Origin of the sequence: Alteromonas marina (assembly GCF_000808575.1) — a bacterium.
Classification (GTDB): domain Bacteria; phylum Pseudomonadota; class Gammaproteobacteria; order Enterobacterales; family Alteromonadaceae; genus Alteromonas; species Alteromonas marina_A.
Map to the genome: position 1 here is coordinate 104,987 of NZ_JWLW01000002.1, position 26,206 is coordinate 131,192.

At 43.7% G+C, this 26,206-nt stretch carries 21 protein-coding genes and 1 pseudogene; 13 read left to right on the plus strand and 9 right to left on the minus strand.

Going from position 1 to position 26,206, the window contains the following annotated elements:
• Nucleotides 1-21 precede the first annotated feature (21 nt).
• Together RJ41_RS01380 and RJ41_RS01385 are read right to left on the minus strand one after the other, a co-directional pair.
• The gene (locus RJ41_RS01380; RefSeq protein ID WP_039216391.1) at nt 22-705 is read right to left on the minus strand and encodes a type 1 glutamine amidotransferase domain-containing protein; all 684 of its coding nucleotides are present in this window, start codon (nt 703-705) and stop codon (nt 22-24) included.
• 186 nt (nt 706-891) lie between these two features.
• Entirely contained in the window at nt 892-4,059 is a 3,168-nt protein-coding gene (locus RJ41_RS01385) for a TonB-dependent receptor (protein WP_039216392.1), read from the minus strand.
• Nucleotides 4,060-4,439: 380 nt separating this feature from the next.
• Between RJ41_RS01385 and RJ41_RS01390 the strand changes: the two genes are divergently transcribed.
• From RJ41_RS01390 to RJ41_RS01410, 5 genes are all read left to right on the plus strand, one after another.
• The gene (locus RJ41_RS01390; RefSeq protein WP_039216393.1) at nt 4,440-5,336 is read left to right on the plus strand and encodes a PhnD/SsuA/transferrin family substrate-binding protein; all 897 of its coding nucleotides are present in this window, start codon (nt 4,440-4,442) and stop codon (nt 5,334-5,336) included.
• Complete coding sequence (locus RJ41_RS01395) at nt 5,333-6,283, plus strand: hypothetical protein (protein ID WP_039216394.1); 951 nt, start codon at nt 5,333-5,335, stop codon at nt 6,281-6,283. The genes RJ41_RS01390 and RJ41_RS01395 overlap by 4 nt, the downstream gene beginning before the upstream one ends.
• 208 nt (nt 6,284-6,491) lie before the next feature.
• Nucleotides 6,492-7,115, plus strand: coding sequence for a uridine kinase (gene udk / locus RJ41_RS01400; RefSeq protein WP_014950808.1), 624 nt, complete (start codon nt 6,492-6,494; stop codon nt 7,113-7,115).
• Between the two features lie 12 nt (nt 7,116-7,127).
• Nucleotides 7,128-8,339 carry a NupC/NupG family nucleoside CNT transporter gene (locus RJ41_RS01405; RefSeq protein WP_039216395.1) on the plus strand — a complete coding sequence of 404 codons (1,212 nt, stop codon included), beginning with the start codon at nt 7,128-7,130 and terminating at the stop codon, nt 8,337-8,339.
• Between the two features lie 169 nt (nt 8,340-8,508).
• Nucleotides 8,509-9,348 carry an isopenicillin N synthase family dioxygenase gene (locus RJ41_RS01410; RefSeq protein WP_014950810.1) on the plus strand — a complete coding sequence of 280 codons (840 nt, stop codon included), beginning with the start codon at nt 8,509-8,511 and terminating at the stop codon, nt 9,346-9,348.
• Between the two features lie 55 nt (nt 9,349-9,403).
• On the opposite strand, the gene RJ41_RS01415 is transcribed toward RJ41_RS01410, so the two are convergent.
• Nucleotides 9,404-10,561, minus strand: coding sequence for a tetratricopeptide repeat protein (locus RJ41_RS01415; RefSeq protein ID WP_039216396.1), 1,158 nt, complete (start codon nt 10,559-10,561; stop codon nt 9,404-9,406).
• A gap of 296 nt (nt 10,562-10,857) precedes the next feature.
• On the opposite strand from RJ41_RS01415, the pseudogene RJ41_RS18815 reads away from it, so the two are divergent.
• The 3 genes and pseudogenes from RJ41_RS18815 to RJ41_RS01425 form a co-directional block, all read left to right on the plus strand.
• Nucleotides 10,858-10,992 (plus strand): annotated as a pseudogene (locus tag RJ41_RS18815) (fasciclin domain-containing protein); the annotation flags it as partial.
• Between the two features lie 234 nt (nt 10,993-11,226).
• On the plus strand, nt 11,227-11,646 hold the full coding sequence (locus RJ41_RS01420) for an MAPEG family protein (protein ID WP_039216397.1): 420 nt from the start codon (nt 11,227-11,229) through the stop codon (nt 11,644-11,646).
• A 206-nt stretch (nt 11,647-11,852) separates the two neighbouring features.
• On the plus strand, nt 11,853-12,836 hold the full coding sequence (locus RJ41_RS01425; protein WP_039216398.1) for a GGDEF domain-containing response regulator: 984 nt from the start codon (nt 11,853-11,855) through the stop codon (nt 12,834-12,836).
• On the opposite strand, the gene RJ41_RS01430 is transcribed toward RJ41_RS01425, so the two are convergent.
• From RJ41_RS01430 to RJ41_RS01445, 4 genes are all read right to left on the minus strand, one after another.
• Nucleotides 12,833-13,519 carry a 3'-5' exonuclease gene (locus RJ41_RS01430; RefSeq protein WP_052235377.1) on the minus strand — a complete coding sequence of 229 codons (687 nt, stop codon included), beginning with the start codon at nt 13,517-13,519 and terminating at the stop codon, nt 12,833-12,835. The two genes, RJ41_RS01425 and RJ41_RS01430, sit on opposite strands and share 4 nt — an antisense overlap.
• A 5-nt stretch (nt 13,520-13,524) precedes the next feature.
• Entirely contained in the window at nt 13,525-15,354 is a 1,830-nt protein-coding gene (locus tag RJ41_RS01435) for a putative nucleotidyltransferase substrate binding domain-containing protein (protein ID WP_039216399.1), read from the minus strand.
• Nucleotides 15,355-15,452: 98 nt separating this feature from the next.
• Nucleotides 15,453-17,159, minus strand: a complete 1,707-nt coding sequence (locus RJ41_RS01440; RefSeq protein ID WP_039216400.1) for a sodium:solute symporter family protein — start codon at nt 17,157-17,159, stop codon at nt 15,453-15,455.
• Nucleotides 17,160-17,162: 3 nt separating this feature from the next.
• Complete coding sequence (locus tag RJ41_RS01445) at nt 17,163-17,429, minus strand: DUF4212 domain-containing protein (RefSeq protein WP_039216401.1); 267 nt, start codon at nt 17,427-17,429, stop codon at nt 17,163-17,165.
• A 257-nt stretch (nt 17,430-17,686) separates the two neighbouring features.
• Between RJ41_RS01445 and RJ41_RS01450 the strand changes: the two genes are divergently transcribed.
• Complete coding sequence (locus tag RJ41_RS01450; protein WP_039216402.1) at nt 17,687-21,130, plus strand: PAS domain-containing hybrid sensor histidine kinase/response regulator; 3,444 nt, start codon at nt 17,687-17,689, stop codon at nt 21,128-21,130.
• Between the two features lie 47 nt (nt 21,131-21,177).
• Here RJ41_RS01450 and RJ41_RS01455 read toward each other — a convergent pair whose 3' ends face one another.
• On the minus strand, nt 21,178-21,801 hold the full coding sequence (locus RJ41_RS01455) for a mechanosensitive ion channel family protein (RefSeq protein WP_039216403.1): 624 nt from the start codon (nt 21,799-21,801) through the stop codon (nt 21,178-21,180).
• A 300-nt stretch (nt 21,802-22,101) separates the two neighbouring features.
• Here RJ41_RS01455 and rimK point away from each other — a divergent pair, with 300 nt between their 5' ends.
• The 4 genes from rimK to RJ41_RS01475 all read left to right on the plus strand — a co-directional run bounded on the left by rimK (nt 22,102) and on the right by RJ41_RS01475 (nt 25,593).
• Nucleotides 22,102-23,007 (plus strand): 30S ribosomal protein S6--L-glutamate ligase, encoded by a 906-nt coding sequence (gene rimK, locus RJ41_RS01460; RefSeq protein WP_039216404.1) that lies wholly within the window; start codon nt 22,102-22,104, stop codon nt 23,005-23,007.
• 42 nt (nt 23,008-23,049) lie between these two features.
• Entirely contained in the window at nt 23,050-24,081 is a 1,032-nt protein-coding gene (locus RJ41_RS01465) for a succinylglutamate desuccinylase/aspartoacylase family protein (RefSeq protein ID WP_039216405.1), read from the plus strand.
• A 17-nt stretch (nt 24,082-24,098) separates the two neighbouring features.
• On the plus strand, nt 24,099-24,533 hold the full coding sequence (locus RJ41_RS01470) for an ATP-dependent zinc protease family protein (RefSeq protein WP_039216432.1): 435 nt from the start codon (nt 24,099-24,101) through the stop codon (nt 24,531-24,533).
• A 61-nt stretch (nt 24,534-24,594) separates the two neighbouring features.
• Complete coding sequence (locus tag RJ41_RS01475) at nt 24,595-25,593, plus strand: amino acid ABC transporter substrate-binding protein (protein ID WP_240485706.1); 999 nt, start codon at nt 24,595-24,597, stop codon at nt 25,591-25,593.
• Here RJ41_RS01475 and RJ41_RS01480 read toward each other — a convergent pair.
• Nucleotides 25,553-26,197: a response regulator transcription factor gene (locus RJ41_RS01480; RefSeq protein WP_014950824.1), complete on the minus strand. Its 645-nt coding sequence runs from the start codon at nt 26,195-26,197 to the stop codon at nt 25,553-25,555. The two genes, RJ41_RS01475 and RJ41_RS01480, sit on opposite strands and share 41 nt — an antisense overlap.
• Between the last annotated feature and the right edge of the window lie 9 nt (nt 26,198-26,206).

Consider the following 26,206-nt stretch of genomic DNA (forward strand, 5'->3'; position numbering starts at 1 on the left):
AGCTCCTAAGCGAATGCTTCCTTAAGACAGTAATTTGATAAGCGCATCTGCAGTTGGGCGTGATGACGGTGGGTTCTGTCCTGTCACCAGTAAACCATCAGTACACACTTTTACGGCGAAATCGTCTGCACTTTCATATTTACCGCCCTTTTTCACTAGCTCGTCTTCAACTAGGTATGGAACAACATCGGTAAGCTCCATTGCTGCTTCTTCGCTATTGGAGAAGCCTGTCACAGCTTTTCCGTCCACCAAGTACTTGCCATCTGGAGTTTTCACATCTTTAAGCACAATTGGCGCATGACACACGGCACCAACAGGTTTGTTTGCCGCAATTGTGTCTTCAATAAGTTTGATTGAGTGAGCGTTATCTGACAGATCCCACAAAGGACCATGACCACCTGGATAGAATATGGCGTCGAACTCATCTGCGCGTACATCTTCAAGCGGTATAGTTGAGGCAACGGCGCTACGCGCTACCTCATCTTTTGTGTACCGGATAGCGTCATCTGTCATGGCGTCATCCGTCAAACTGTTGGGGTCAATAGGCACCTGTCCCCCCATAGGCGAAGTTAGCGTTAAGGTGTAGCCTGCATCTTTAAACGCATAGTAAGGTGCGGCAAACTCCTCTAGCCACATACCGGTTTTCTTGCCCGTATCGCCCATTAGCTCATGTGATGTCATTACCATTAATACATGTTTGGACATTATTCCTCCTTGCTTGGTTATTTAAATCTCGTGCAAGTTGGTTCGCATAAAGAGAAGCGTTAGATCAGTTTTTGGGAAAATCTTAATAAATTGAAAAGCGGAGTTATTGAATTTTAGGCATAAAAAAGTGCCACCCCCGATTAAGGAAAGTGGCACCTAACACTACAATTGGTTCACACCATTGGATTAGAAGCTGTACTTAACACCAACTCGGATTTGCCATAATGATTGCTCATTAAAGAATCCATTTTGATTAGTATTACCTTCAAAGAACTCGTTGTACGTATATGTACCATCGCTATTTAGCGATGCATCAAGTACAGGAGCTGAAACGAATGGACCAATTTTACGAACGCCCCAATCATCATTTAAGAAGTTACCAACGTTCTTAAGAATGAAGTATGCACTTGCGCGATGACCTTTCATGAAACCAGGAAGTTGCTGGTCAATACGGAAGTCAACTCGAGAATACCATTCAGCATTTTCAGAGTTACGCTCAAGGATTTCGCCGCGAGCAAAACCACCTTCATCGATGAATGAGTTGAATGCACCTAAGTCGAAGCCTTCTGCATACGTCACGTTTGGATCGTCAACTTCTGGGATGTAAAGAAGTGCATTGTTTGTTCTAAACTGCGCGTCGCCGATTGTGATACCGTCAAAGGTGTACGAGAATGGACGACCTTGCTGGCGAGATCCGAATAGCGAGAAGCTTGTTTTGTAACCGTCAACAATTTCAGTCGAATAACGCAAGTTAAACGTAAAGCGATGTGGCACTTCGTAGTTCGAAGTTGCGATACCAGGGTTTAACGGATCTGATGAAGCAAAATTAGTAAAGTTCGAGAACGCTACTGAACTTGCCATTGGTGTCACGTCTTCAGAGCGGTTGTATGCGTAACCGAATGAAGCATCTAAACCAAAGTCATATTCTTTTTGAACAGCAAAAGAGATAGTGGTCGACTTGCCATCTTCACGAGCATTGGTAAGTACTAAGTCACTCTTACGGAAGTTACGGAAAACAGCGTCGCCGTCGCCATCAGTTCCAACTTGGATATAGTCGTAGATAGGTCGACCGTCAGCTGCAAAAGTAACGTTTTCTGTGTCCCAACCAACATTTATGATTTGTGCACTATCTTGCTTCTTGTTGTGAAGAATATCTGCTTGGAATACATAATCGCTGTCTGTTACCCAAGTGAAACCAAGATTGAACTTCCATTCGCTAGGAATCTCAAAATCAGGGTCTACGGCATTCGTTGAAGGCTCATTACCCAAAGATGGATCTGCATCAGCAACTTCATCAAACATCTCTTGAAGTGGTGAGTAAATTAGGCGACCACCATTAACCAGTGGAACCGTGTTACCGTTCTCATCGAACAACTCAAAATCACTGCGATAAGTATCAATATTTGTAATACCGTCGTTAGAGAATGAGTTTGATAGCCAAACGTTAGGGTTACCACCAGAGTATAGGCCGACACCACCACGTACTTCCATGTTGTCATTCAATGTATAGTTGAAGCCAAAGCGAGGCTGCAATAAATCAATTCCATCGAATGTTGAAGTGTTGTCATAACCATAGCGTTGAGCAAACACTTCATTGCGCTTAGGCTTGTCATCACTGCTGTATTTGTCATAACGAAGACCGAACAACAAAGTTAGGTCATCAAGGACCCACTCGTCTTGAACATAAAGCGTGTTCGTTTCATAAGAGAATCGTTGCGCTGCGTCCTGAGGATCATTTGTGCCAGCAGAGTTGTTGTAGTAAATGTCGTCAGCCAAACCAGCTTCGAAATCATCAATAGTTTCGAAACGGTATTCACCAATGGTATGTTGCATGAACAAGTTAAATGCTTCTAGCTCTTCATACTCATAACCAAATGTAATTGTATGATTATCTAGGTAGTACGTACCAGCGAACTTGGCAGTTGTGCTATTCCAATCCATTTCGTTAGATTGACGAGAGTCATCTGGACCGAAAAAGACGTCTGCACCGTTTACTCTGTCGATGCGAATTTCACCAAAGCCACTATCAGCATCTAGTGAACTTTGACGATTTGTAAGCTTTATACGACCTAAGCGAACCTCAGTAGAGAAATCGTCTGTCCAGTCTGAGTACAATGAAGCAACTGTTGAATTAAGCTTTGCACCAACTTCATAGAAATGGCTATCTAAAGATAGAGCTGTCGAGTAGTCATCAGATTGGTCGATTCTGAAGCCATCATTGTAGTTATAAACTAGTGATGCGCGGTGAGCGTCGTTAATGTTCCAATCAAGCTTAACAAGTACTTTCTCGTCTTCCACAGGCATTGAGCCAGGCGTACCGCCGATATCGTAGTCGTAAACACGTGATGCAATTTCACGAATACGATCAATATCTTCTTGAGATACTTGGTTACCTAGCGGACCATAAGAGAAGATTTGAGCGCCTTCAAGTTTTTCATAAGCACCAAAGAAGAAAAGTTCATCTTTTATTAGTGGGAGTCCAACATTTACACCATAGCGCTTTTCAGTAAAGTCGCCTGTATCAACGTCTGTATCTTCAACTTTATCACCCATGAATGAATCACTGGTGTAGTCATAGAAAGCACTACCGTGAACTTCATTTGTCCCCGATTTTGTAACTGCGTTGATGTTACACGCGGTAAAACCACCATACTGTACATCAAACGGAGCAAGCTCAACGGTTACTTGGTCAATTGCATCGAAAGAGAATGGCATTCTAACAGTCGGGTAACCATTTTGGTTCAAACCGAAGCTGTCGTTCATACGAACACCATCGACAGTTAATGCACTGAAACGTGGGTTACCACCACCACAGATGATCGCTTCTTCACCGTCGCTTTCTGAAATGCTAATACGAGGGTCTACACGAACAATATCTTTTAAGTCACGGTTTGCAGAGGGAGCAGACTCAAGATCTTCTAGGTTGAATGTTGACGCAGGACTTTTTTGGCCGAATACGTCGTAACCCATTTGAGAAGCTGTAACTTGAATTCTTTCAACGTCAGCTTCGGCAGTTAGCGCTAAATTAATAACTAAAGGCTCACCTAGTTGCAGATAAACATCACTTATGACTTTATCATCAAACTTATCTGAATCAAATTCAACAGTATAAGGACCACCTACGCGTAGACCTTGAGAGCTAAATTGTCCTGCACTGTTAACTTGAACGGTTTTTCTAGCGCCAGTGGGGACGTGGGTAATAATAACTGTAGTTCCTGCTGCTGGAGCTCCTGCTGGACCAACTAGGCTACCTTTAATTGCTGAAGACGTTTCTTGCGCCATTACAGCGGTAGACAACCCGATGGACAGCGCAACAGCAGCCGCAATACGGCTGAATTTAGCTGGAGAGTTCATGTGTGTTTCCCTTTTTGTTTAAAATACTTTTTTATGGACTTGCGCAGGGCGTTGTCCCTATCAAGACCACTTACTATTCTAGTACCGCGAGAAATTGTTATCGAGGTTCATGTCAAATTTATTACAGTTTTACATTTTTGTTTAACACCAATTGCCCGACGCTAGTGACTTTGCAAAAAATTACTTGACCATATGGTCAAGTTAATTTACTTGTTATTATTGTTGTCTATCTGCAGCAATTGGACAGTTGTATTCTTGGCAGATGTGCGACTAATAAACAGCGTTTAATAAAAATCAGGTTTACCTATAAAAATAAACACTATTTCAATAACTTAACACCTTAAAATAAATTTACCTATTGCAATAAATAACCTTAACTGATGAAATCCCCACATAAATCGTTAATTCATTTGGTCGTTTTTTTGGCGAATTTTAGAATTGTTGCCTCCGGAAAGTGGATATTATTTGTCATCGTCGCTATCGCGTGCGGTACTTTTAGCTATTTACAAAAAAACAATGTTTATAATGACATCACCCCACAAACCGGTCAATTTTTATACTGTGAAACTAAATTAAGTGCGAATAGCGACATTTTTTCAGTGTACGTTACCGATGGTCGCATTGCTGAAATGGCAAGAGATAGATTGTGCGCTGACAGCACAACAAAGAGGCAATTCGGCGAAGTTAAAATTATCATCGGTCAAAGCGACTACGACACGTTTCGCTACATCAACCACGGCGTTGTTGACCTTGCATTAGTGAAAAAGAACGTGGTCGACGCGTTTGGCGCTGACCAAATATATGGGCTGTCTAAAGTGGCATCGCACCCTAATTACAGCGCCTTTTTCATTGCGTTACGCGAACGCCCGCAATTAAGTAAAGAATACTTGCTTGGTAAAAAAATTGGTTTATTAGATTACCCCAGTAGTCGCTCAGGCCACATTGTACCCAAAACTATTCTACAAAATTTAGGGTTAAGCGACACAAACGTATCAATTGTATATTACAGTTCCCACCAAGAGCTTCGCAGAGCACTGTTAGCAGGTGAGGTTGACATTATTTCGTCTTATTGGGCTGAAGATGACAGTGATCGCTTTTCAAGAAATTACGCAACACCGTTACAAGAAAGCATAGGTGGAATGCAGTGGTACCTGAAAATGCAGACACAAAACACCGATTTGTTCTGTGCTATGCAGTCTGTTGTACATGAAATAGCAATGGCTCACCCGCGACCATATTACAAAAATATTACACTTGAAGCGGGGTGTAACAAATGATCAAACCTAAGTTCAAATCGCCTGCATGCATAACGTTAAACTGGGCACTGCTATTTCTGTGCTTACAGACTATCGCGCTCATTGGCCAGTACTTTTCATTTAAAGCTGATATTCATGAAGCGCAAGATAAAGTCGAACGTCGTATAAGCCTAGACAGCGCATTTCTAGATGTGGGCAATGAAACGCTTAATACGCCGGTCAATCAGCATGCTATCTATAGCTATTTAGATAGATTAAATAGCGAACTAATCAAAGAAGGCTATCCTATTTTAGTGAGCCATATTCAGGAAATCAGCATTCAATCTCAAGATTTCACACAATACCCTAACGTGACATCTACCTTACTGATAAATGCAGAGCAGCGTATTGTAGTTGAGATGCGCAGTAAGTCGTCATGGAGTGGAGTAGGATTTAGTTTTATAGCATTGCTCTGCTCACTTTTACTACTTCCAGTATTTTCTATTGCAACGAAAAAGCGTAAGAAAGTGTCGGCTGTTGAAGAAGAATCGCTGCCGCCAACACCGAAGCTCATTATTAATCTCAAAGATAAAACACTTTCAAACGGTGTTGATGACAAGGTGGTTGCACTACAGAATAAGCCATTATGTTTCTATACTGCTTTAGTTAAGTTTTGTATTGAGTACCCTAATCAGCCGCTTCCTCCGCATAAAGATGTACCACATGAACTTATGATTCTTGCTAACAAGAGCTTTGGTAGACTGATTGAACTTGGGCATACTAAACGCAAAAGGCCAGACTTCAATGCGAATTTAGACAAAACCTTGAGCGAGATCCGTGCAGCCCTTGATGAAGTGTTTGCCGGATTCACTGAAGAAAAAGAAATATACTATCCACCTCGGGCTCAGGGCGAGGGCTCTCGCTCTAAGCAGCACTCGTATGCGTTACCGAGTATAAAGGACGACGATATAGAGATAATTGGTAGCTAGCGATATTTTGACTTGTTCAGTTAAAAACTGACCAATTGGAGAACTTTTTCGTATTTTATGCGAGTTTTAAAAACAGCCCGCAATACCTTGAAAACACAATAAAGTTCTAGCAAAGACCGCGCCCAAAAGTGATAACTTGTGAATATAACATTGATTCGCGAGGCCTAAACGCGTATCTTTGCACCAACAAAACCAGCTTTATAGTACTATGCAATCGCCACTAATTATTGCCATTTCTGGAGCTTCCGGCTCTGGGAAGTCTCTTTTTACAAAAAATTTGTTTAACGGCTTCAGTGCTCAAGGCCGCCCTGTTCAAGTGCTGCGTGAAGATCACTATTACCGCGCACAAGATCATCTTCCCATGGAACAACGTGAGAAGAATAACTACGATCATCCAAATGCGTTTGAACATGAGTTATTGAAAGCACACCTGCAAGCATTGCGTGACGGTCAACCTATCGACTACCCACACTACTGCTATAAAACGCATACGCGTTTACCGGAGACGGAGCGCCTAAACCCCGCCCCAGTCATCATTCTTGAAGGCATTATGTTGCTTGCTCGAACAGACTTGTTACCCTTGTACGACGTGAAAATTTTCATCGACACTCCTCTTGATATTTGTTTGATGCGCCGGATGATGCGCGACCTTAAAGAACGCGGTCGTAGCATTGAATCTGTGGCCAAGCAGTACGAAGAAACTGTGAAGCCTATGTATCATCAATTTATCGAACCTAGCCGCTTCACTGCCGACGTAGTAGTGACGCAAGGTGGCAAAAACCAAATTGCATTAGATGTGATCAAATCACACATTCAGCAAGCGCTTCTTTAAGGGAACATTACTATGGTAGGTTTACTGGGCATTGCAGTCCTTCTGGGTATTGCTTTCGCGTTATCATCGGCGAAACGTAGTATAAATTGGCGCACCGTTGGCGGCGCATTTGCTATTCAAGCATCAGTTGGCGCGTTTGTCCTGTATTCTGAAACAGGTAAAGAAGTATTGTTGGGTGCAACCAAGTTTGTTGCCAACATCATTGCTTACAGCCAAGAGGGCATAAACTTTCTGTTTGGCCCTATTGGCGACAAGTCAATTGCATTCATTTTTGCCTTCAATGTACTCCCTGTTATTGTCTTTTTCTCTGCCCTTATCGCGGTTCTCTATCACCTCAAAGTGATGGGTGTCATCATCAAAGTAATCGGTGGTTTCTTACAAAAGACGCTGGGTACCAGTCGCCCTGAATCCATGTCTTCGGCTGCCAACATTTTTGTCGGTCAAACCGAAGCGCCTTTAGTGGTTCGTCCTTTCATCCCACACATGACAAGCTCTGAGCTGTTTGCCATTATGGTAGGCGGGCTAGCGTCAATTGCAGGTTCTGTGATGGCTGGTTATGCCGGTATGGGCGTTGACCTTAAATACCTACTGGCGGCAAGTTTTATGGCTGCGCCAGGTGGCTTGTTGATGGCAAAAATCATCTTGCCTGAAACCAGTAAACCCAATGAAGATTTACATGACGTAGATGCGGAAGATACCGGCTACGCCAATGTTTTTGATGCTGCAGCCAGTGGCGCAGCGTCAGGCATGCAGCTTGCGTTAAACGTAGGTGCAATGCTACTCGCTTTCATAGCATTAATTGCCATGTTCAACGGCCTTATTGGCTGGACAGCAGAGCTATTTGGCTATGAAAACGTTACGTTTGAAGGGATCCTGGGTTATGTACTTCAACCTCTTGCATGGGCAATCGGCGTACCATGGGAGGAAGCGCAACTTGCAGGCAGCTTTATTGGTCAGAAAATGGTAGTTAACGAATTTGTTGCCTACCTAAATTTCTTGGAGAACCAATCGCAGCTATCTGAAGCATCTCAGGCCATTATCACCTTTGCACTTTGTGGTTTTGCAAACTTCTCTTCTATCGCTATTTTGATGGGTGGAATTGGTGCTATGGCACCAACACGCAGAAAAGAAATTGCGAGACTGGGGTTAAAAGCTGTTATTGCTGCAACGTTATCTAACTTAATGAGTGCCGCGCTAGCGGGCTTTTACCTCTCTCTTGGTTAAATTTCATTAATTTGGACCAGTTGGTCAATATTTTACTAGACTAACCGGTCAGGTTTCTGTAGATTACGCGCAAATTCCTCGCGGGGTTGATTTATGTCAATTTCTGCGACTTTTTTCTGTAGCCCGTCTACCTTTATAATGCCGCAGTCAAAATATACGGGATAAAGTTATGCAATTAGTTGCTGTTGATTACCAAGCGGAAAACGCACAAGAAGAATTCGTGAAGTCACTTCGCGAGACAGGGTTCGGTGTTTTAAAAAATCACCCTATCCAACAGTCATTAGTTCAAGGTATTTACGACAATTGGCAGGGCTTCTTCGACAGTGAAGAGAAGAACGATTACCTGTACAACAAGGGTAAACAAGACGGATTTTTCCCTCAGAGCGTTTCTGAGGTAGCCAAAGGCTTTACGAAAAAAGATATTAAAGAGTATTACCACTTCTATCCGTGGGGTCAGTGTCCAGAAGCACTACACCCGCAGATTTCTCAGTACTATGGGGAAGCAAATACACTAGCGAAAGAGCTATTGGGTTGGATAGAAAAACATTCTCCTTCAGAGGTGAGCGATAAGTACAGTCAACCGCTAGGTGACATGATCAAAGATTCTGATCAAACCTTGCTACGTATACTGCACTACCCACCACTAAAAGGTGATGAAGAAGTAGACGCAATTCGCGCAGCTGCTCACGAAGATATTAATTTGATTACTATCTTGCCTGCAGCCAACGAGCCTGGATTGCAAGTACAAGCTAAAGACGGTAGTTGGATTGAAGTTCCTTGTGATTTCGGGAACTTGATTGTGAATATTGGCGACATGCTTCAAGAAGCATCAGGCGGATACTTCCCATCAACTACGCATAGGGTTGTAAACCCAGATGGTGCTGACATGACGAAATCTCGTATCTCATTGCCACTGTTCTTACACCCTAGACCAGATGTTGTTCTTTCAGAACGTCATACCGCAGGGTCATACCTGCAAGAGCGCCTTCGTGAGCTGGGCGTTATATAAATTAAGTTCCTTTTGTAGTGTTATTCTTTTGCCGCAGCTAGTCTGCGGCTTTTTTTTAACTGCTCGCCAATGTTGCCAGCTTCGACGAATAGCGCTGCTTTTCCTGTTCATTTGGTGAATGTCTCACTGCCCTTTCTAGATAACGCTGTGCTTCGCTGGCATCACCTAATTCATGATATGCTTTGGCCATACCGAACAGAATCTCGTGACGAACGCTATCGAGTTTTAACCCTCGTTCATAATGCGTTATCGCAACTTCAATATTGCCAGACTCAAAAGCCTGCTCCCCTAATATATAATGATAGAAAGGGTTACTTTTTCTCTTCTTTTCAACCATTTGTGTAATAAGCAGTGCTTCCTCACGTCTATCTTGGTGAGTGTAGAGAATAGATAAGTTTTCCCATGCAGTAAGGTTTTCATCATTGAGCGACAGTGCATGTTTGTAAGTCAACTCTGCTTGGTCATAAGCATCGACCATTCTATATAGCACACCTAAATTCACCCAGCTTTGCTGTAATTCGGGAGATAACCTAGCGGCTGCACGAAAATAGCTGTAAGCACGAGTGTAGCTATTAGCTACCAGTGCATCTGCCCCCTTATTGTTGTAGTACATAGATACTATTTTGTTTTTTGTCACAGGCCTGCGGGGAAAATAATTTCGCAGCATTTGCGGGTCAAAATCCACGTCTGCCCATGTCCCTCCGACTAATGCTATTTGGCTGTCACTAGGCATTGAGATACGCATGTTAATATGCCCGTTTAGTAAGCTATATCCTTCTCTTCGCGTCCAGTATTCCGGAATATCTACCTCGTAGAAAGTTGCGTCTAAACCTACATGCTCTGCCAGCGCGTACGTCATAATTGATAAAGATAAACAGTTTGCTGCTCGGTTATTAAACGTTGAATCCGCAGTAGTATTTGCACTATTGCGATATAGCATGCCGTAATCTGAATGATCGAAGATTGCTTTCACAAGTCCTTTAACATTTTTCTTAGAAATGCTTTTGACATATACCGCTTTTTCAGCAAAAAGCTGAGCGTCTTCACCTAAACGAAAAATTTCATCGATGGTCTCTACGGGAAACAAATGGTAGGACGGGAAGAGGTTGTCGTTTAATAAAGTAGGAGACGATACTGTATGTTTACTTTCGGTAGACTGGCAAGCGCCGAGTAAGCTACAAAATAGTAGCAAGAAAACTATTCGAGTATTCATATTAAGGCACCTTTTCTAGTTACTCGATAGTTTAAAACTATAGCACCAAAGTATTTTTTTACATTTTATTTACAAATTAATTGAACGTACTTTCGCCGCAGAAAACAGTAACAATAGAGCTTACTGGCAGGCCTAACCACTCTCTTCCAATCGTTGCTGATTGTCTCTTTATTGGTATTACATAAAGTTAATCATCAAGTTACAGGATAGCGCCGTAACGACTTCCAAATCAGTAACTTTCGCTAGATAGTAAGCAATACGAAGGATAGTGAATTTCACTTAATGCTAATTTACATGTTGAAGGAAATACTATGAAAAAAGTGATGATAAACGACGCGCAAGTTATCGAAGCTGATGTGGTGACCAGCAACGGCGTTATTCATGTTATCGATTCAGTATTACTTCCCGCCGATGTAAAGGCGTCACTGTAATTTATCCGACAAAAATGTAAATGAAGAGCATAGACCAACGATGCTTGGTCTTTGCCCTCTAGTTTAAACATAGATCTCTTCCAACAATTCCCGCGTAAAAAAAGGCAATTCAACAGAACACTTTAAATGACCTTGTCAAAACCTAAGAATGGAAAATAGATAAAGTCCATCAACTCGATGTCACTAGACTTATAAATATCAAAGGTCTATCACTAAACCAGAGAAGGAGTTCAAATGTTTGCGGTTTACACATACAGTATTGCTGGGCTACTAGTCATTAGTTTGACTGTGTTTGTTCAAAACATCGTAGCCGCTGTTGCACATAGAAAGCAGTCTCACTACATTCCTGGCAAAGTCAGTGAAGAATTAAGCCATGATAGCTTTGTATTTAGAAGCCACAGAACCTTTCATAATTCGCTTGAAAATATTCATCAATTTGCTCTGCCCGCCCTACTTTGCATGTTCCTTGGAGCGCAAACAGACGTGCTCGCCATTTTGGTCTGGGCATTCGCAGTAAGTCGTATCATTCATATGGCGCTTTACTATGCTGTTGCCACGGAAAAGAACCCTAGCCCAAGAAGCTATTTTTACATGATAGGCGCGCTTTGCACGCTTGGCGTTTATGGGCTCGCGTTTATTAATCTATTTATCTAAAGCAACAATTCGTCGTGAAAACTGAATAGATGCGTTCTTTTCTAGAAAAAAGCTGCAGGGGATTAAAGTTTTTTGAGAAAAGGCAGATAAATCAGAAGTTAAACTCAGCGCTTAAATATTACACTTTTGATTAATGTTCTTTTCTTGATTCAGGCGTATTCTTACTATTTGAAAACTCGACCATGCCCATGTGTTTAGGAGATCCAGTGTATATTGACCAAGTCGGCGGTCGTACGTTAGCTGATTGCAACGTATTGATAGTCGATGACCAAGCTAGCAGCAGACTCGTATTAGAAACTTTACTCGAAGAAACAGTAAATTGTTTTTCTGTTGACTCTGGTAAACAGGCTATCGAGTATTGCAAGCACAACACGCCTGACTTGATCCTCATGGATGTTTCCATGCCAGAAATGGACGGACACCATACCACTGCGCAGCTTCGCGCCACCCCCTCTTGCGAACATATACCGGTCATTTTTGTAACGTCTTCTTCAACTGAAGAGGAAGAATCACGCTGTTGGGCATCGGGTTGTGTGGACTTTGTAGTAAAGCCTGTCAACGCCTGTACGCTGCGCAATCGTGTTAAGTCACATATTCACCACAAACTTAGAAGCGATTTCTTAGAAACGCTGATTTATCTCGACAAACTGACCGGGGCCTACAACAGGCACTATTTGGATGACTTTTTACCCCGACTTGTAAGAGACAGCGAGCGTAACGCTTCTCCCTTGTCTCTTGTTATCTTTGATGTTGATCACTTCAAACTGTTTAACGATATGTATGGACATTTAGATGGCGATAGCTGTTTATGGAAGGTCAGCAAAACGATAAGTGACGAACTCCTTCGACCTATGGACAAGTTAGTTAGAATTGGTGGTGAAGAGTTCTTAGTGATTTTGCCAGGCACTGACGGGGAGGGTGCAGTAGCTGTCGCCGAACGTTTATTGCAAACCGTTTACGACCTCAACATTATCCATAGTTCGTCTGAGTATGGGCGTGTAACACTAAGTGCTGGCTTAGCGATAAAAAACGCCAACGATGATAAAACGATTGATTTCGTAATGCTTGAGGCGGATAAAAACTTGTATTCAGCTAAAACCTCTGGCAGAAATCGGTTAGTATCCCCTTCACTCTCGTCTGCAAAAAAAGAAAAGACCATCGGCTCTTCACAACCACAGAAAACTGTCTAGCTATCGCCTAATTGAATGCGTCCAACAGCCCCAGTGTGAATTAAGCAGTCCAGCGTGGCTTCTCTAGTTATACCTAATTCAGTCAATTGAGCTAGGAAGAGCTGCAGTGTAGCCAACGCATCATCTAGCGCATTATGCTCATAAAAAGCAGGAAGGCCCAAGCGTTGGCGGCAGACACTTAGCGTAGCGCTATTACTTGGCAAAACTTGATGCTGCTTATTTAGCTGATATAGCGCAAGCTGCAGGGTATCAATGTAAAGCACATTTATCTTTGGTGCGCCGCACTGTTTAAAAGCTCTGTTTAACGCCGTTAAGTCTAGCCTAGCGTTGTGAAAAATAAGTACGTGTTGTTGAAATAAGGGTGCGAGTGCATCAATTGCCTGCGCTAGGTTTTCTCCTTTTTGCAAAACATCAAGGGTTAACCCATGAATCACCGGGCTTTGCCCTAAATCTGCGGTTGTATTAATGACATGATAGCCGCAAGAAGACAAATCAATACGACTACCTATACCACTCACATAACCCACGGAAGTAATTTGCGTTTTAGAAGGGTTTAGAGACGTAAGCTCCAAATCAACTGCGGTGAACGATGTTTTATAAACGTCAAAATTGCTAAAGCACTGCTTCAGCTTAGCTTTGCTAGAGAGCGCCTGTGAGCATGCCTTAATCCACTCTTTAATCATATCGGTTAACTTACGCCGCCAGAAAACTTCATCACCATAGCTTGATTGGTTCTCTCTATCGCTTTAAATGCCGCTTTAAGCTGATGTTTCTCAATTGAGGACAAGCTGGATATCGACACTCGGTTGTCGGTAACTTTGTTTTCAAGTTGATGGCGCCAGCGCAGGCGGTTCAGGAAAAGCCAAATATCGCGAAGATTTGTTGCATCACGCTTCGATAGTTGAGAGCGTTCAGACAGAGCTTCCAGACGAGCAAGTGTATTAGGTAAAGTCACGCCATCGGCTAAAGCGTAAATTCGGGCGATATTATTAATTAAAGCGACAGCACGGGTTTTAAGATCGATAAGGTCTTTTTGTTTTCTACCCTTTTCATAAACAAACTTCTGAAACATGGAAAGCGGCACAGATATTTCATTACTATGCCTGGCAAGTGCTGCTAAAAACATGTTTTGCTGCATCAAAGGCGCACGCCGTTTTTGAAGGTGCTTGAATAAGCTTATATCTCCCGCTGCACATCGAACATCAAGAAAAATATTAAAATGCATAATCGCATCTTTGGTGGGCGCTTTTACCCATTGTTTCGCCTCTTCAAGAGCCTCATCCAATGACAACCTAAGCTTGGGGTTACTGGCCATAATATTGCCATCGCACAGCTTAATACCGCACTTCGCTAACCCGTTGCATACGTACTGAGCCATATTTGAAAAGTATGCGGATTGCGCTTCGGAAGGTCGTTCTGCAAGAAGCAAGCCGTTGTCTTGATCTGAGCCCATAGTTTGGTCTTCTCTAGCTTGCGAGCCATACACCAACCACGCAAACATCATGGGAGCTTTACCGTTAGCTTGTTGGAAAAAACCAATGAGTTTTCTGGTCATAATATCGGTTGCTTGTGACAGTATTTTTCCAGCAATATCGTAATCACCCGCTTTTTTCGCGTGAGCAGAGAAATAGTGAGGCAGTTGCCACGAGAGGCGAGTGAGTTCATATAAGTTCTCGGCTTTGCTTAGTTCACCAATTATAAACAGTACGTTCCCCCGCTGATGACGAATAATATCGCTGGCCGTTACCATTCCAAGCGGCACTTGCGTTTGGTTGTCGATAACAGGCAAATGATGAATATTTTTTTCTGTCATTAGCGCTAATGCATCAAAAAGCGTTCTGTTTCCCATAATTTGGGCGGGGTTAGCCGTCATTATCTGACTAACAGGGAGATGAGTGTCTAAAGATGCCGCAACTACTCTCGACCTTAAGTCACGATCAGTAATAATGCCTATAAGCTTCTCTTCTTGCGTAACCAACAAAGAAGAAACTTTTTGCGACGTCATTAACTGAGCAGCAACCGTAATGGGTGTTTGAGCATCAACGGAAACCGGGGCTTTTTCGATAGCATCAGTAAGGCCTTTGTAGAGCCACATTGAATTACTATCTGCTATAGCGTGATTTTGAAGTGCATTATTTCTAAGCCCATCAAAAAAGTGCCGTATTACTGGGATCTCTAGTAAAGGCTCAATGGCTAGCGCATCGAAACAATAGACCAACCCAGGGCTGTCGACCGTTATGCTTAGTGGGAAATTGCTCTTTTCTATTATATTCGTATAACCGAAATAGTCCCCATCACTCAAGTGGCGCGTGGGAGCATCGGAATCTTTCACAGAAAACTGTCCACTTTGAATAAGAAACAGCGACACCTTATCTTTGAAAACATCGTTAACATTTTCATTAGTTAAATAGATAAGTTCTGTGTGCTTTACCAACGCGTGTTTCTGATCATAATCTAGTAGTTCAAAAGGCGCTGATGTATTGAGAAAGTCTTCAACTTGCTTAGCCATTGCAGTCATAGAAATTGTCCGGTACACAAAAAGAAAAAACCAACCTACTCACTTTCGCCAGTAGATTGGTTTTATTTTGCTAAAGCCTATCTTTAGGCAACATTAGCTTAGTGCGCTGATGCTTCACCCGCTCCCTTAGGATAACGAATGCTTTCAACCAGTTCTTGGATTTCTTCTGGCGCTTCATCTGTTGCTTTGAACACAAGGAAAGCCACAATGAAGTTCACCATCATACCCAAAGTACCAATGCCTTCAGGAGAGATACCAAACCACCAGTTGTCAGGCGTATTAGCCGCTGGGTTTACAAACTTAAAGTAAATAATGTAAGCCGCAGTAAACGCGATACCTGAAATCATCCCAGCAATAGCACCTTTATCGTTCATACGCTTGCTAAAGATACCCATGATAATTGCCGGGAAGAAACTCGACGCCGCCAAGCCGAAGGCAAATGCCACCACCTGCGCCACAAATCCAGGTGGATTAATACCGAAGTAACCCGCTATCACTATCGCCACACCAGCAGCCAGTCGCGCATACATAAGCTCGGCTTTATCGGTAATATTCGGCATAAAGTTCCGCTTCAGTAAGTCGTGTGATACAGAGGTTGAAATAACCAGCAGCAAGCCCGCTGAAGTAGAAAGGGCTGCTGCCACACCACCCGCGGCAACGAGTGCAATAACCCACGCTGGCAGGTTTGCAATTTCAGGGTTAGCCAATACCATGATGTCGCGGTCAACTTTCATTTCGTTGCGCTCATCACCCGAATAGAACATCTTGCCATCACCGTTCTTATCTTCATATGAGATAAGGCCAGTTTGTTCCCAGTTTTTAATCCACGACGGCGCTTCTTCATAGCTGGTACCCGTCATTTCAGGGCCGTTAATGGTTTCGATCATATTCACACGGGCAAACGCTGCTAACGACGGTGCTGTAGTGTAAAGAATGGCGATAAATGCTAAGGCATAGCCGGCAGATTTACGTGCATCGTGAACTTTAGGCACAGTGAAGAAGCGAACAATAACGTGTGGAAGACCCGCAGTCCCCACCATTAGTGCAAAGGTGATAAAGAATACATCGATAGTACTTTTCGTTCCTGACGTATATTCATTGAACCCGAGTTCGACGGATAAATTATCGAGTTTCTGCAGCATATGCATCCCCGAACCGTCAGCTAAAGTTGCCCCAAAGCCAGTTTGTGGCAGGATGTGTCCTGTTACCATCATTGAGATAAACACGGCAGGCACTATGTAAGCGAATATCATTACGCAATATTGCGCTACTTGAGTATAAGTGATGCCTTTCATACCGCCAAGCACGGTGTAGAAAAACACAATAACCATGCCGATAACTACGCCAGACACAATATCCACTTCTAAGAAGCGGCTGAATACCACGCCTACGCCACGCATTTGGCCTGCTACATAGGTGAAGCAAACGAAGATGGCACAAAATACCGCAACCGTACGTGCGGTTTGTGAGTAGTAGCGATCGCCAATAAAGTCAGGTACCGTAAACTTGCCAAACTTACGTAGGTAAGGTGCTAAACAAAGTGCAAGTAGAACGTAGCCGCCGGTCCAGCCCATAAGGTATACCGCACCATCGTAGCCCATGAATGAGATAAGGCCCGCCATAGAGATAAACGATGCAGCCGACATCCAGTCTGCCGCCGTAGCCATACCGTTCATAACAGGCGGTACGCCACCACCTGCTACATAAAAGTCATTTGTCGACCCGGCGCGGGCCCAAATTGCAATTGCAATATACAGCGCGAACGACGCGCCAACGATAATGAATGTTAAAGCTTGAACGTCCATGATTTACTCCTCATCTACGCCGTAGCGTTTGTCCATGGCGTTCATCTTCGCCATATAGACAAAGATCAATGCAACAAATACGTAAATTGAGCCCTGTTGTGCAAACCAGAAGCCTAATTTAAAGCCAAAAAACTGAATTTCATTTAAGATATCGACAAACAGTATGCCGGCACCAAATGATACGATGAACCAAACGACTAAAAGCTTAGCGAGGAGTGCTAGGTTTTCACTCCAGTAGGCTTTTTTGTCCTCTTCGTTTCTAAATGCCATTGTTTCACCCTCATGTCAGGTTAACTAGTTGTTATGATTTTACAATTCCCTAACGCTCGGCTTTGTTAACGTTATTGCTGCGTTTGGAAGTTTTGCACAAAGCAGAAACCAAGCAGCAAAAGTCAAGCATCTAGGAGGTCAGCTACTACTCTAGACCTGAGGTGTGAATTTCAAAATGAGACCATGGTCGTAGGTAGACCATGGTCGAAATGATTATAATATCGGCACAGTTGTTAAAACTAGGTTAAAGGAAGATTATGGTTTTTGGTTGGGTAACACTTGCAGTCTTGTACCTCTTTTTGCTGTTTTCACTGGCAAGTTGGGGAGAGAAGAATTCGCCTACAGCAAGAGCATTAACTTCCCATCCCGCCATTTATTCATTGGCCCTGGCAATCTATTGTACCGCTTGGACGTTTTTTGGCATGGTGGGGCAAGCAAGCAGAGATACATGGATTTATCTGCCAATTATGCTTGGCCCTATCCTAGTGTATGTGCTGGGATACAAATTTATTTATAAGCTGACATTAGTCAGTAAAAAGCAGCATATTACTACCATCTCCGACTTTATTGCCTCTCGTTACGGAAAGCGACAAACCGTTGCCCTGGTAGTAACCCTGATTGCATTACTCGCCACCATCCCCTATATCGCGCTCCAATTAAAAGCGGTTGGCGCAACCTTTCAACTGTTAACTCAGCAACCCAACAGTAATGGAATTATCATTGCAGCCACGGGCTTTATCGCTGTTTTTGCGATCTATTTTGGTACACGCCAAACCGACGTTACAGAATACAGACGTGGTCTAATGCTAGCCATAGCTTTTGAGTCAACCATTAAGCTACTTGCCTTAGTGTTAGTCGCCATTGTCGGCTATAGCGCTTGGAAACGCACGCAATCAGGGGCATTCTTTGAGAGCTTCACGAATGAGGTAGCACTTGCGCAATTTGGCTCATTTAGCTTCATCGCACAAACGATTATGGCTGCGGCAGCCATTGTTTGCTTACCTCGTCAGTTTCATGTAGCCATTATTGATAACTTGAGCTTAGGCCATTTACGCACAGCGCGCTGGCTGTTTCCGCTGTACCTCACCATTATTTCTGCTGTTATTCCTGTTATCGCTATTGCGGGTAAAGCCATTTTTGCAGGTCAAGGCATTGAGCCCGATTCGTATGTTTTATCACTCGCTATGTTTTCTGAGTCAGCATTGCTTCAGGTCATAGTTTTTGTGGGAGGGCTTTCTGCGGCCACCGCTATGATTATTGTCGCCACGTTAACGCTAAGTACCATGCTTACTAATGACGTAATATTGCCCCGTATTCTTGCATTTTCCGGCAATACTGATGATAAAAAAGACGTATCGAAAAGAATCCGCCTTATCCGCCGTATCGTTATTGCCTTCATTTTATTAATGGCCTTTTTATACCACCAGCAAATGACCAGCAGTCGGTCTCTTCACTCTATTGGTCTTATTGCGTTTTCTCTTGTAATACAGCTAATGCCTGCCATTGTTGGCGGCCTTTATTGGAAACGCGCTCACGCCCATGGTGTCTACGCAGGCCTAATGGTAGGGCTTGTTATCTGGGTGCTGTGGTTAGTGCTTCCCATTGTGAGTGAACAAGTGTCTCAGATGGAACAAAACGAGCTTATTAGTCAAGGCGCCATGATTAGCTTGGCAGCAAATAGCTTTGTCTACATTCTATTTTCCCACTTTGCGCCACAGCGCCTCATTGACAGAATGCAAGCAGAAGCGTTTGTTTCACCCGCTATATCTGGTACTAATACGGTTAAATCACAAGCGACTAATGTCACCGTGTCTGACCTTATCACCCTGCTTTCAACCTTTATGGGAACAGGCCGCTGTGATCAACTTCTTACTCAATATCAGCAGTTAAATAATTGCCAGCTAAATCATACTGATACGCCTGATGAGTCTTTTTTATCCTTTTGTGAAAGGGCTCTCGGTGGTGTGATTGGAGCATCGAGCGCGAAGGTATTACTAGACAGTGCGCTGCGCGGTAAAAAAATGGATTTCACAGAAGTTATTAACTTCTTCGACGATACCACGCAAGCGATGCAATTTAATATGACAGCACTATTAACCTCGCTTGAAAACATGGATCAGGGAATTAGCGTGGTAGATAAACATTTGAATTTGGTCGCTTGGAATAAACGCTACGCCAACCTCTATCCCTACCCAGACAACTTACTTGCTGTGGGCACGCCCATTGAAAAGCTCATTCGATACAACGCGTCGCAAGGCGAGTTTGGAACTCTCGATGTCGATGCTGAAGTAGAAAAACGTTTGGCGCACTTGCGATCCGGCATGCCCCATCGCTTTACTCGTCAGCGCAAAGATGGTCGGGTCATTGAAATGGTAGGTAATCCGCTACCTGGCGGCGGTTTTGTAACAAGCTTCAACGACATCACCGGGCACGTGGAAATTCAGCAAGCGTTAGAAGAGTCGAATATCGATCTAGAAGCCCGTATTAAGAAACGCACCGAAGAAGTGCACTCCATTAACGCTGAGCTTCGACTTGAAATAGAGCGCCGCTCAGAGGCCGAGAAAGAATTGATAAGAGCACGAAAAGCCGCAGAAGACGCCAACGCCAGTAAAACTCGTTTCTTAGCCCTTGCCAGTCATGACGTACTGCAGCCACTTAATGCAGCTAAGCTCTATGTAAGTGCGTTGGAAGAGCAGGAACTCTCTGATCAGGCCCAAGCTATTATTCAAAAGCTTGGCCATAGCGTTACGTCGAGTGAAACCCTTATCGGCACCTTGTTAGATATCGCGCGTTTAGATCAAGGTGAAATGAAGCCCGACATTGAATCTATCGATGTTCGTGTCCTACTCTCTCCGCTTGTTGATGAAATGGCCATGCGAGCCCGCGAGAAAGGACTGGCCTTCAAAGCCATCATTCGCCCTTGCTGGGTTAAAGCTGACAAAACGTATTTATACCGAATAACCCAGAATTTGCTATCAAATGCTGTGAAGTACACTGAAATGGGTCGAGTTTTATTTGTCGTAAAACCGGTGAAAGAAACCGTCTATTTCAAGGTTATCGACACAGGTATTGGTATATCAAATGATAAAAAAGACAGCATATTCGGCGACTTTTTCCGCGCGAACGAAAGTAAAGAACATGGCTTAGGTCTAGGCTTGGGTGTTGTGCGCCGCTTAAGTTTGCAGTTAAACAGTGATATTAGCGTTAACTCGAAAGTTGGAAAGGGAAGCTGTTTTTCATTTTCGCTTACCAAAGCTGAGCCCAAACTGGTATCTAATGTTATTGCAAAACCACGCAGCACTACATTTACTGGAATGAATGTACTCTGTGTGGACGACCAACGGGAAAATTTGGACGCCATGCAAACCTTGTTACAAAAATGGGGAGTGAACGTTTTCTTAGCGAATAACTGGGATGATGCACTGAAGGTCTGTGAGGTTATCCAGCCTCAAATTTTACTAATGGATTATCAGCTAAGCCACGATAGCGAGAAAAACGGGCTGGCGCTGATTGAAGAAATAAGGCATCGATTAAACATCGTAGTGCCGGCAGCGCTGATAACAGCAACACCAGATGAGAGCTTAGTTACACAATGCAAAGCACAAGGCGTTAACTTTCTAGCCAAGCCGCTAAAACCAGCGAAGCTTCGTGCGCTACTTCAAAGTATGACTCGCTACATCAGGGAGGCGAAAAACGTGTAGCTAGTAGCTCGCTGCAGGTTTTTCGCTATATGTGTAAGGAAAGACGTCTAGAGTAAGTCGTCGTGTGGTTTACTCTCTTCAATTTTAACCACCGGCGTTTCTACGCTCGACTTTGCCACCACTTTTCCCATTGCTCCCCACTTCTCTTTAGGGTTTAGCAAAACAGGACGGGTTAAAATTAGGTTATTAGGATACATGAGGGTTTCACGCTCAGCGGTAAGCAAGCGGGTACTAAACGGCCCTACATCGGCAATCACACCTTCAATGAAGTTATCGCCGTCGAGAATGCGCACATAATTACCTCTGCGATACGCTACGTTTGTAAGCAAAATAAAGTACGCAGTGATGTTACTGATGAGTGACCAACTAGCAAAAAGCGCAACACCGGTTACAGTGATGATAGAAGTGGAAAGCACTAAGAGCCCAGAAAAATCGATCCCCCATGCTAGCAACAACAAGGCTAATGATACTGTAGCAACAATAACCCGTGCAGCAAAAAGCCCTTTAATAGCACTATTTGATTTTAGCTTTGACTTTGCGATGTTGGTTTCTAATTTTGGCAGCAACTTACGAGACATCGCCAAATAAATTAGTAAAACCAAACCACTCCACACGACATTTGACTGGTACTGAGTTAACCACGCCAAAAAACCATGCCACCACTCATTCATTCACTCTTTCCTTACTGTTTTTATAACGCATATTAATCTCTTTAATTGTTTTTACTTAAAGAAGGCCAAAGCGCTCTAATGCTAACGTGAATAACAGACAAGTTCATGCATTAAAAGCAATCGACACAACAAGAATTATTCGTAAGACACTCCCTATCACTTCTATTAGTATGCGCGCAAAAATGACTTGTCTAATTAATAATCACGTTCTAACGTATTAGATTGTAATCACGTTCAAACGTGGTAAATGACACGTCTATTTAATGACAGAACAAACTATAAACTACAGGCTTTTTCATAATGCGCATCGCTATTCTTTCAAGAAATCCACGTCTTTACTCTACTTCACGCTTGGTGGAAGCTGGGCAGGCCCGCGGGCATCAAGTTGACGTTATCGACACTATGCACTGTTACATGGATATCACGAGCGCGCGACCGTCTGTTCGCTATAATGGTAAAAAACTGCCTTACTATGATGCAGTGATCCCTCGAATAGGTGCGTCTGTTAGCTTTTACGGCACATCAGTCGTTCGCCAATTTGAAATGATGGGCACATACAGCCTTAACGAGTCAGTTGCTATCAGCCGTTCTCGAGATAAATTGCGTTCGTTGCAGCTTTTATCACGTAAAGGCATCGGTATGCCGAGAACAGGCTTCGCACACCACCCTGACAAAATCGACGATGTTATTAAGACGGTTGGCGGCGCCCCAGTGGTTATTAAGTTACTTGAAGGCACGCAAGGTATTGGCGTGGTATTGGCAGACACGCAAAAAGCAGCAGAGTCGATCATTGAAGCCTTTATGGGTCTTAACGCCAGTATTTTAGTGCAAGAGTTCATTAAAGAAGCGGGCGGTGCAGATATTCGTTGCTTTGTGGTAGGTGGAAAAGTTGTAGCAGCGATGAAGCGCCAAGCAGCACCTGGGGAATTCCGCTCTAACCTTCACCGTGGCGGTCAGGCAAGTTTAGTTCGCCTAAGTCCAGCGGAACGCAAAACAGCGGTAGATGCGGCTAAAACGATGGGACTAAATTGTTGTGGCGTGGATATTCTTCGCTCCAACAACGGCCCTGTTGTAATGGAAGTAAACTCTTCGCCGGGCTTAGAAGGTATCGAGAAAGCAACCAACAAAGACGTTGCCAGCATGATTATTGAGTTCATTGAAAAGAGTGCCGAGCCGCATAAAACGAAAACCCGTGGAAAAGGCTAACCCTTTTAACCTATGCAATAACGTAATTATAGGAAAACGTTAGTGGTAAATGATGTTTTAAAAATTGGGGGTGAAAGTATTGCTCCTGGCGAAACAAAAAAGATTGAGCTAGAAATGCCGCCGCTCTACACGGCCACCAATATGAGCATTCCCGTTTATGTAAAACGAGGAAAGCGGCCTGGACCTGTTATGTTCGTTAGCGCTGCCATTCATGGTGACGAGTTAAATGGTATTGAAATTGTTGGGCGACTTATCCGCTCAAAGGCTATTGAACGCTTAAGAGGCACCTTGATAGCTGTACCAATGGTTAATGTATATGGCGTGCTCAATCAATCTCGTTATTTACCCGACAGACGAGATTTAAACCGCAGTTTTCCCGGCAGTAAAAAAGGTTCGCTTGCCGGTAGGTTAGCCAACTTGTTTTTCAAAGAGGTGGTGAGTAAGTGCGACGTAGGCATTGATCTTCATACTGGAGCTATACATCGCAGTAATTTACCGCAAATTCGCGCAGACCTAGACGACCCAGAAGTACTAGAAATGGCCAAGGCATTCGGCGTACCTGTGCTGCTCAATGCTGAATTACGCGATGGTTCTTTGCGAGAATCTGCCAGTGAAAGTGGCGTTAAAATTTTACTTTACGAAGCAGGCCAGGCATTGCGATACGACGAATTTTCTATTCGAGCGGGCGTAAGAGGCATTATTAATACCATGCGCCACTTGGGAATGCTGAATAAAAGTAGAAGCAAAGGCCATAGTATTGAGCGCTTTATTGCAAGGCAAAGTGGGTGGGTTCGCGCGCCTGAGAGCGGTTTTGTGACTCACTTGGCTCAGCTTGGTGACCACGTAGAAAAAGGTGATAAACTGGCTATTATTGCCGATCCGTTTGGCAACTATTTAGACAGCCTTGAGAGCCCAGCTGAAGGGGTTGTTATTGGTAAACAAAACATTCCGCTTACCCAAGAAGGTGAAGCCGTTTACCACATTGCATACTTCTCAGAGCCTGATACTGTTGCGGAACATGTAGAACTATTACAAGACAATTTATTACCACCAGAACAGGGGCCTGTTCTTTAACATTGGTAGAAAAACTGATGAACAATAAGAAAATTGTTGGTGCGGTAGAACTGTGCGATTTACCTAAACTTGCTATCTCCGATTTAAACGTGCGTGTGGATACCGGAGCAGCGACTTCTTCGCTTCATGTAGACAATATTGAAGAGTTCGAACAAGACGGTGAACTATGGATTAAATTTGATATTCACCCAGACATTCACAATGTTGAGCGTGTGGTGCGCCGAGAAGCGCGCGTTGAAGGACAAAAGCGCGTGAAGAGTTCAACGGCTACACTTGAGAAGCGCTATGTTATAATTACGCCTATAATAATGGACGGGTACCAGTGGGATATTCAATTAACCCTTACGGATCGCTCTGAAATGACCTATTTAATGCTGCTGGGAAGAGAAGCAATGAGTGGTCAATTTATTGTAGACCCCGAGCACGACTTTTTGCTTACGGGGAAAGATTAACATTACAAGTTAGCCATAAGGGAAATGTTAGCTGGATCCTTTGGGCAACTTGCAGTATGGCATGCGTTTAGTGCATGAAAAATACAATATGGACGTTACGAAAAAAGCCCGAATTATTGCCGCTTTGCTGTTGAGTGTAGTTACACCATTGAGTGCTCATACTCAGCAGATAAACACAAACGAGGTAAGTACTGACTTACCTCACACCGTTCTCCGCCTGCCAAATATTCATCCTGGGCGAGATGCCGTATACGCCTACGCTAAACGTCTTCTCACAGAATCGCTGCGCGTTACTGAACCTCAATACGGCTCTTTTGAACTGATTGTCAGCGACCAAGAAACGGCGCAAGAACGTCAACTACGCAGCCTTGAACACCACATGCTAGACGTGACGTGGAGCGTTACCTCAACAGAGCGTGAACGTCAGTTCCTGCCCATTCGCATTCCCATTATGGCGGGTCTTTTAGGTAAGCGTGCACTGCTGGTCAGAGAAGGCGATACGCGACTTAAAGAAGTAAAGTCATTAAACGCTTTACGAGCATACCGAGCGGTTTTGGGCTACGACTGGCCCGATACGAAGATTTTTCGCGCAAACGATATCCCGGTGTTGGAAACGACCTACCGGGCGTCATTTCGAATTGTGTCGGAAGGCTTCGCTGATATGTTTCCAAGAAGTGTTGTGGAAATTAAAGAAGAGCTCGCTGACAAGGCGCTCTCACGCGGTCTGACTATCGACGATCACCTTATCATTTCATACCCGAGCCCCATCTTTTTCTTTGTAGGAAGCGACAATCAGGCATTAGCCGGGCGGATAGCTGAAGGTCTGTTAAGGCTCTTCGAAACGGGTAAGTTTCAGGAGCTACTGTTAGCTCATGATAACTTTAGAGAAGGTATGGCACTTACCGAAGGGCGAACGGTTATTGAAATTGACAACCCTTTGCTAAGTGAACAAAGCCGCTTGGCATTAGAAAAGTTCTTACCGGAATTTGCTATCTCAGAAGCCGTGCTTAAGTTCGACGCTACTGAACCGGCGGCTCCAACTCAAGTTGTGAAGCAATAAGTACCGCTTGTGTGCGGTTGTTTATGCCCAACTTTTTAAAGATAGCAGTAACATGCGCTTTAACCGTGGCCTCTGCGATATCTAAATTAAAGCCAATTTGCTTGTTAAGCAAGCCGTCTCGCATGTAACAAAGCACCTTGTATTGCGAAGGTGTTAGCGAGGCAACTTTGTCCGCTAATTCAGAGAACTCTTCATTCACCTCATCAACGTCTTCACTTAAGTTATCAGGTAGCCATACATCGCCATCCAGAATTGCTTCTACGGCGTTTGCAATATCTTGCGCACTGGCAGTTTTTGGGATGAATCCTAGCGCGCCCACGCTAATAATCTTTGAAATAAGTGTGGTGTCTTCTGTGCCAGAGACTACGGCAACAGGAAGTTCAGGAAAGAGTTTACGAATATGCAGTAAGCCAAATAAATCGTTGCTACCCGGCATGTGTAAATCTAGCAGCAATAAGTCGATATCCTCATTATTGAGAATATCGACCGTTGTATTCAGGTCTCCCGCCTCTTTGAGGGTTAAGGCTGGAAGTGACAACGACAACGCGCCTCTTAGTGCATCGCGATACAGCGGATGATCATCTGCGATTAGAAGGGTTATCATTGTCTATAT

Coding starts and splice junctions, on each gene's coding strand:
- RJ41_RS01380 (WP_039216391.1), bottom strand. CDS start 705: ATGTCCAAACATGTATTAATGGTAATGACATCACATGAGCTAATGGGC.
- RJ41_RS01385 (WP_039216392.1), bottom strand. CDS start 4,059: ATGAACTCTCCAGCTAAATTCAGCCGTATTGCGGCTGCTGTTGCGCTG.
- RJ41_RS01390 (WP_039216393.1), top strand. CDS start 4,440: ATGAAATCCCCACATAAATCGTTAATTCATTTGGTCGTTTTTTTGGCG.
- RJ41_RS01395 (WP_039216394.1), top strand. CDS start 5,333: ATGATCAAACCTAAGTTCAAATCGCCTGCATGCATAACGTTAAACTGG.
- udk (WP_014950808.1), top strand. CDS start 6,492: ATGCAATCGCCACTAATTATTGCCATTTCTGGAGCTTCCGGCTCTGGG.
- RJ41_RS01405 (WP_039216395.1), top strand. CDS start 7,128: ATGGTAGGTTTACTGGGCATTGCAGTCCTTCTGGGTATTGCTTTCGCG.
- RJ41_RS01410 (WP_014950810.1), top strand. CDS start 8,509: ATGCAATTAGTTGCTGTTGATTACCAAGCGGAAAACGCACAAGAAGAA.
- RJ41_RS01415 (WP_039216396.1), bottom strand. CDS start 10,561: ATGAATACTCGAATAGTTTTCTTGCTACTATTTTGTAGCTTACTCGGC.
- RJ41_RS01420 (WP_039216397.1), top strand. CDS start 11,227: ATGTTTGCGGTTTACACATACAGTATTGCTGGGCTACTAGTCATTAGT.
- RJ41_RS01430 (WP_052235377.1), bottom strand. CDS start 13,519: ATGATTAAAGAGTGGATTAAGGCATGCTCACAGGCGCTCTCTAGCAAA.
- RJ41_RS01435 (WP_039216399.1), bottom strand. CDS start 15,354: ATGACTGCAATGGCTAAGCAAGTTGAAGACTTTCTCAATACATCAGCG.
- RJ41_RS01440 (WP_039216400.1), bottom strand. CDS start 17,159: ATGGACGTTCAAGCTTTAACATTCATTATCGTTGGCGCGTCGTTCGCG.
- RJ41_RS01445 (WP_039216401.1), bottom strand. CDS start 17,429: ATGGCATTTAGAAACGAAGAGGACAAAAAAGCCTACTGGAGTGAAAAC.
- RJ41_RS01450 (WP_039216402.1), top strand. CDS start 17,687: ATGGTTTTTGGTTGGGTAACACTTGCAGTCTTGTACCTCTTTTTGCTG.
- RJ41_RS01455 (WP_039216403.1), bottom strand. CDS start 21,801: ATGAATGAGTGGTGGCATGGTTTTTTGGCGTGGTTAACTCAGTACCAG.
- rimK (WP_039216404.1), top strand. CDS start 22,102: ATGCGCATCGCTATTCTTTCAAGAAATCCACGTCTTTACTCTACTTCA.
- RJ41_RS01470 (WP_039216432.1), top strand. CDS start 24,099: ATGAACAATAAGAAAATTGTTGGTGCGGTAGAACTGTGCGATTTACCT.
- RJ41_RS01475 (WP_240485706.1), top strand. CDS start 24,595: ATGCGTTTAGTGCATGAAAAATACAATATGGACGTTACGAAAAAAGCC.
- RJ41_RS01480 (WP_014950824.1), bottom strand. CDS start 26,197: ATGATAACCCTTCTAATCGCAGATGATCATCCGCTGTATCGCGATGCA.